General features: G+C 54.2%; 4 protein-coding genes and 2 rRNA genes. All 6 read left to right on the top strand.

Annotation, left to right across the window (positions count from 1 at the left end; all coding sequences use genetic code 11):
* Positions 1-167 (top strand): 23S ribosomal RNA (locus B9Y55_RS10575); the annotation flags it as partial.
* Between the two features lie 50 nt (positions 168-217).
* A 5S ribosomal RNA gene (gene rrf / locus B9Y55_RS10570) occupies positions 218-332 on the top strand.
* 114 nt (positions 333-446) lie between these two features.
* The gene (locus B9Y55_RS10565; protein WP_085545325.1) at positions 447-2,573 is read left to right on the top strand and encodes a TolC family protein; all 2,127 of its coding nucleotides are present in this window, start codon (positions 447-449) and stop codon (positions 2,571-2,573) included.
* Positions 2,570-3,637 (top strand): HlyD family secretion protein, encoded by a 1,068-nt coding sequence (locus tag B9Y55_RS10560; protein ID WP_085545324.1) that lies wholly within the window; start codon positions 2,570-2,572, stop codon positions 3,635-3,637. The genes B9Y55_RS10565 and B9Y55_RS10560 overlap by 4 nt, the downstream gene beginning before the upstream one ends.
* On the top strand, positions 3,613-5,016 hold the full coding sequence (locus tag B9Y55_RS10555) for a TackOD1 domain-containing metal-binding protein (protein ID WP_085545323.1): 1,404 nt from the start codon (positions 3,613-3,615) through the stop codon (positions 5,014-5,016). The genes B9Y55_RS10560 and B9Y55_RS10555 overlap by 25 nt, the downstream gene beginning before the upstream one ends.
* A complete protein-coding gene (locus B9Y55_RS10550) occupies positions 5,016-6,344 on the top strand; it encodes a glycosyltransferase family 2 protein (protein WP_085545322.1) in 1,329 nt (442 codons plus the stop codon). Before B9Y55_RS10555 ends, B9Y55_RS10550 begins: the two co-directional genes overlap by 1 nt.
* The last annotated feature ends 33 nt before the right edge of the window (positions 6,345-6,377 follow it).

The raw sequence follows: 6,377 nt of genomic DNA, 5'->3' as shown, positions 1-6,377 counted from the left end.
AACGGATAACCGCTGAAGGCATCTAAGCGGGAAGCCGCCTTCAAGATGAGATACCTCATTGCATAAGCAAGTAAGGCGTCCTGTAGACGACAGGGTACATAGGCCGGAGGTGGAAGCACGGCAACGTGTGGAGCTGACCGGTACTAATACGCCGAGGCCTTAACCTCTTTTGGTTTCTCTAGTTCCTATGTCTTGGTGTTTATATTTTGAGAGGGTCCTTGGTGACCTTTGCGGAGGGGGTACACCCGGCTCCATGCCGAACCCGGCAGTTAAGCCCTCCAGCGCCGATGGTACTGCGATTTGCTTCGTGGGAGAGTAGGTCGTTGCCAAGGATCTTTTCTCTTTGCTATAACAAAAGGCCCTGTCTCTTTAGAGACAGGGCCTTTTGTTATAGCCCCTCTGTGATATGATTACGTGGTAATAGAGTCGAAATGGGGTGAGCGTGTTTGGCAAAAAAATTCGTGTTCTGTGTCCTGTTCGTCTTTTTCCTGGTGGGCTCCCTCTCCGCTCAGCCTCTTTACCTTCCTAACCTACAGGAGTTGGAGGAGATGGTCTGCGACGGCCCAGAGGTACTGTCCTCTCTGGCCGCCCTCACAAGGGACGAACATCTGTCGGAGCTGGCTAAGACCAGGATAGGGGGCAAGCTTTTTTTGGGGCTCTCCTACGGCTACAGCGACGAGCCTATCAACGAGACCTCCGAGGAAAGGCTGTCCTACCGAAAAGCCACGGTCCGTGGTGGAGTGCGGTTTCCCATCCTCGGAACCTGGACCAAGGAAAAAATCTCCGTGCTTCAGGGAGAGCTTCGAGCATTGGAGGGGCGAATCCTGTTGGACAGGACCAGAGAGCTCAACCTGACCGCCCTGAGAAAGGCCTATGTGGTTATCTGGGGGGAGAGGAGAAAGCGGCGGATCCTTGAGGATTTTCTCTCCTCCAAGGATGAGACCGAGGCAGTTCTATCCAGAAGGGTCAGTGAAGGGCTTCTCCTGGAGTCCGACAGGTTTGAGTTTATGTCCGCCTACGACATGGCCTTCAGGGATCTGGCTGCCTCTTCCAGAGCGGAGGGTCAAGCCTTGAACACAGTGAGGCTTGCCACCGGTCGTTCCTGGAGTATCCCTCAGGGCCTTCAGGAGCCCTCGTTGCCCGGGTGGTCCGGCGAAGAGCGAGGTCTGTTGGTGGATCATATCTCCGACGTGAAGCATAACGACTCGGTGCTGGACCTCTACCGTAGGATCGCGGAGATGACCGATAGGATAGACCGAGAGGGGACGCTTGAGATAGGTGTCAGTGCCGGCAGAGATTTTCCCGGCACAACAGGAACAGGGGCCTATGTCTCTGTAACCGTGGAGGAGCCATTCAGAAGCATAGGGTCCGAAAAGGACCACGCCAAGCTGGCGGCCATGGCCGATCTGGACAGGAGAAGGGCCGATGGACTGGTGGAGAGGATCCGTCTTGAGGGAGAGTTGGACGACTCTATGGCCCTTTTGGAGTACGGCTTAAGGTCTCTGGTGGCCAACACCTCAAGGGTTAAAGCAGCGTCGGAGGCCGTCAGGGTAAACAGCCTAAGGCACGGTAAAGTGCCTGGAGACACCTACGAAAAACTTCAGATAGCCAGATACGACCTGCTCCGAACCTCACTGGACGTGGTGGACTCTCAGGTGCTGATACTTCAGGCGGCGTCGGAGGTCTGTAGGTTTTTGCCTGAGAGCTTGACCGATAGAGGCTATCCTCTGGCCCTTCTCAAAACGCCGGTGCCTTCGGCGGTAGCCCTTCCGGCGAGCAAGGCAATCGTTCCGCAAAGGGCTCTGGCTCCTCAAGGGGTGTCGGTCTACCTGTGGGAGGCCGCTCCCTTCCTGGACAGCAATACCAGAGGAGGCGAGCTGGAGAGGATGAAGCAAGAGGGGTTTTCCAGGGTGTTGCTGTCATTCAACGGCCAGGAGGTGAGGTCGATAAGGGACGGTTCTCTCAGGGCCTCCTTGGACGCCCTTTTGAACCGAGCGTCGGCGTTAGGTATAACCGTGGACCTTCTTCTGGGAGACCCAGCCTGGATATTGCCCGAGCATCGACTGGAGTTAGTCAAGCTGGTCCAGGTTCTGTCTCCTTTCCCCTTCAGAGGGCTTCATCTGGATCTGGAGCCCGACTCTCTGCCTAATTCGTCGGGTAGGAGAGCCTACCTGGCGGGAGAGCTGATCCGCACCTTGGAGGCAGTCAGGGCCAGGACGACCCTTCCTATCTCCATCTCAGCTCACCCAAGGTACTTCGAGGGAGAGCTAGGGACCGTGCTGGGAAAGGGCCTTGAGGAACTGGGGATAGAGGAGGTCGCTCTTATGATCTACTCCACCGATCGGGATAACGTAGTTCGTCGAATGGGAACGATTTTAGCGGCATATCCGGGGATAAACTTCTCACTGGCTCAGAGCATAGAGCCCATATTGTCGCCTAAAGAAAGCTATTACTCCGCTGGAAGATCGGCCCTCTGGAATAGGATAAGATATTACGACCTCACGTTTGACGCTGCAAACTACAGGGGCTCCGTCGTCCAGGCATGGAAGGACTACAAGGAGGCTAAAAAATGAGGGTTAGATATACTCCTTCCGAGTCCAAAGACCCTCTACAGGACCGAGGGGTCAAGATCCCCTACGCTCCCGCTAAGAGGGTGTTTCCCAAGTGGCGATGGTATCTGGTTGTCCTCATAGTCTCCAGTCCTCTTTGGTTTTTCCTCGCTAAGGTGGGCTTAGGACTTGTATGGGCGACCTCTCCGGGGATAGTCTATATGGACAAGACGCCGATAAACAGCCCTATGTCCGGGGTTATCTACAAGGTCTACCTTCGGGAGGGGCAGAAGATCCTCTCCGGCGACCTTATGGCAAAAATAGGCGATCCTCTGCTGGACGTAAAAAGAAAGCCCCTTCTGGCGGAAAGAGAGGGGCTCCTGAGATATCCCCCTGTCGGATCTGCCTCGGCGCCGATAAGACAGGCGGTGTCCCTTTCGGAAAAGCTTTTAAACCAGGAGAAGGCCTATCTCTCCCGAATTCAGAGGTTGATCGATCAGGGGGCGGCCACTTTAGCCGATCTAAACGAGGCTCTAGGCAGGGTAAACAGGGCGGAGAGCGATCTCCTGAGAGCTAGAGCCGACTTGGCCCTCGCTCAGGTCCCCTCAGCGGAGTATAGGTCTCAGATGATAAGGCTTTCTCAGATAGAGGGAGAGTTAGCGGCTATGGATAGATTGATGGAGGATATAGATCTCGCCTCTCCTATTTCAGGGGTAGTCCTCGAGCTTTTCGTGGTTGAGAACCAGCCACTGGCTCAGGGAGCGCCAATGGCGGTCGTAGCCGATCCTCATACCGCCTCTATCGTGACCTTTCTGGACCCTAGAGATCTGGGAATGGTGGAGGGAGGAGACTCTATAAAAGTGAGGTTCCCTGGAGGAACTACGGTAGACGCCTATATGGACGGCAGGCCCTCACTAGCTCAGCCGACCCCCTCATCCCTGTCGACCCCTCTGACGGATATCAGGCAGTCGGTAAGGCTCAAGCTCAGGACCGCGGTCCCTATACCTGACCTCTTTCTAGTCGAAGGGCTTCCTGTCACGGTCCACTGGGGAGCCCGTTGGAAATGGATCGAGAGGTGGCTGCCTTGAAGGAGTTCAGGATGGTAAGGCTTTTAGGGGATAACGGCACGGTCTTTCAATCTCAGAGCTGGATGACCGACTGTAGGTCCATGGAGGATCTACTAGGTGAAGCAGGTTCCTCCAACGGGGTGATCCTTGACGGCGATATCTCTAAAGAGACGGTTTTAACGGTTATCCAGAGATTGAGGAATGCTCCTGCGACCTGCTTTAAACCCATATTTTGTTCTAACTCGGTGGACGAGAGCCTGGTTTACCTGACCGATGGGGCGATTGACTCTACGGATAAGGCGAGGGCTTTGGCCCTCGAGATGGAGAAGCTTTCGGAGGAAATCGACCTGGACAGCCTCAAAGACAGCAGGGACTTTCGCCTTCTGGCCTATCTGGTCTCCCGACCTAAGGGACTGAACCCCGTCCTCAGGCCCTTTACCCACGACGTCTACGGCTTCCCTATGGCTGACATGATAGGAGGCGGGGAAGACTCGGTTCAGTGGCTTAAGAACCTCAGAGACAGAGGGGCCCTGACCCTTGGATCGCTGGTTGACAGGATAAGGCTCTGCCCGAAATGCAGCTGTACCCATCTGAACTATATCGACGTGTGCCCAAGCTGTGGGAGCATAGACATAGCCCCTAAAGAGTTCATCCACTGCTTTACCTGCGGCAGGGTGGGGCCGGAGGAGGATTTTCTTCAGGAGTCGGGATACCGCTGTCCCTTCTGTAGCACCCACCTTCGCCATCTGGGATCGGACTACGACCATCCCCTTGAGAGCTTCGTCTGCAACGACTGCGGTCATCGCTTTGTCGAGGCCGACGTGGTGGTCGACTGCTTCTGTTGTCGGGCCCGCTCCAGGACCGACGAGCTTCTGGTGGATGCCATAAGGGTATTTAGGATATCGGAGAAGGGAAAGACCGCCGCCAGGACGGGATCCATAGAGGACGTCTATGCCCTGCTAGATCGGCTTAACTACGTTGTTCCCGCCTACTTCGATCAGCTTCTCGACTGGATGATCCTCCTGAACAGGCGATATCCCGATGAGGTGTTTTCCCTATTGGGAGTGAGGTTTGCCAACCTGGACCGGATATCCGATTCCATAGGCAGGCAGAGGACAACCCAGATGATGGACGCAATAGCAGGTAGGCTGAGAGAGCTCATAAGGAGCACCGATATCTCCACCAGGACAGGCACAGGGCTGCTCTGGCTGCTCCTCCCCAGAACTGACTCGGAAGGTGCCTCGGTACTGGAAGGCAGGATACTTGAACTGGCGGACATGGTCGATGGATCCATAAAGCCCGATCTGCGATCCATAAGGATAACCGTACCGGAGGATATCGAGGACGGGTTGAGGGCCAAGAACCTGATGACTCGCCTCACAGGGGAGCTCGAGGGCTGATGCCAGAGCCCCTTATTTTGATAGTCTCCATGGTTTTGGAGGCTCCACTGTCGTCGGGGACATGGGAGATACTGCTAAAGTTCATCCCCTTCGTCCTTTTTTTGGAGATGCCGGTCTATCTCCTGATACTGATGGGAGTGCTGAAACACAGTCTCTTAAGGATGGATCAGGTAAAATGGCGGGAGGACTATTATCCATCGGTATCCTGTTTGGTGACCTGCTACAGCGAGGGTGAGGACGTAAAACAGACCATAAGGTCCTTAGCCAGGCAGATATACCCCGGGATGATACAGATAATACCCATCGTGGACGGGGCGACCGCCAACAAAAATACCTACGCCGCCGCCCTCTCCATGGAGAAAGAGGTTTGGCGACTCCCAAAGAGGGAGCTCAAGGTCATTCCTAAGTGGCAAAGAGGAGGGAGGGTTTCTGCCCTCAATACAGGCATGAACTTCGCCTACGGCGAGATAGTTATGTCTCTGGACGGAGATACCTCCTTCGACAACGACATGGTGGAGAAGGCCACAAGGCACTTCAGGGATCCCTCAATAGCGGCGGTCTCAGGCTGTCTCAGGGTCAGAAACTACAAAAAATCGCTGGTGACCAGGCTTCAGGCCATAGAGTATTTCTTCTCGATCCAATCCGCCAAGACGGGTCTCAGCGCCTTCGGTATAATCAACAACATATCCGGCGCCTTTGGGGTGTTCCGGCGGTCCGTCCTGGAGCTTATAGGAGGATGGGACGCTGGAACCGCGGAAGACCTGGATATCACTCTGAGGATAAAGAACTACATAGGTCGATACGGAAAGTTTAAAATCGTTTTCGACCCAGAGGCTATGGGTTTTACCGATGCCCCCGATACCTTCAAGGACTTCTTCAAACAGAGGCTGAGATGGGACGGAGACCTGTCGTTTCTGTATTTCAGAAAACACTGGAGGAGCTTTTCAACTAGGCTTATAGGGGTAAAAAACTTCGTAGCCCTGCTGTGGACAGGGCTTTTGTTTCAGATAGTCATGCCTGTTGTTATAGTGGTTTACACAGCTTATCTATTTATCGCATACCCACTGAACTTTGTGCTTTGGATTTTGATATTGGTGTACGTGTTTTATTTTATCCTTACCTCAGTGTTTTTTATAATTTTTGTCACACTTCTATCCGAAAGGCCCGGTCAGGATCTATCCATGATACCCTGGCTCCCTCTCATGCCTCTCTTTGCCTTCGCCACCAGGGTCTACGGCGCTTTCGCCGCCTCCTGGGAGATCTTCGGAAGGGGACACAGGGATACCAACATGGCCCCATGGTGGGTGACTAAGAAAAGTAAATTTTAAAGAGGCCCTGATGGCCTATGAAAGGGATTAATA

Source organism: Dethiosulfovibrio salsuginis (assembly GCF_900177735.1).
Lineage (GTDB): Bacteria > Synergistota > Synergistia > Synergistales > Dethiosulfovibrionaceae > Dethiosulfovibrio > Dethiosulfovibrio salsuginis.
Note: the sequence above shows the minus strand (reverse complement) of the source record. Positions and strands in the feature narration are given on the sequence as shown.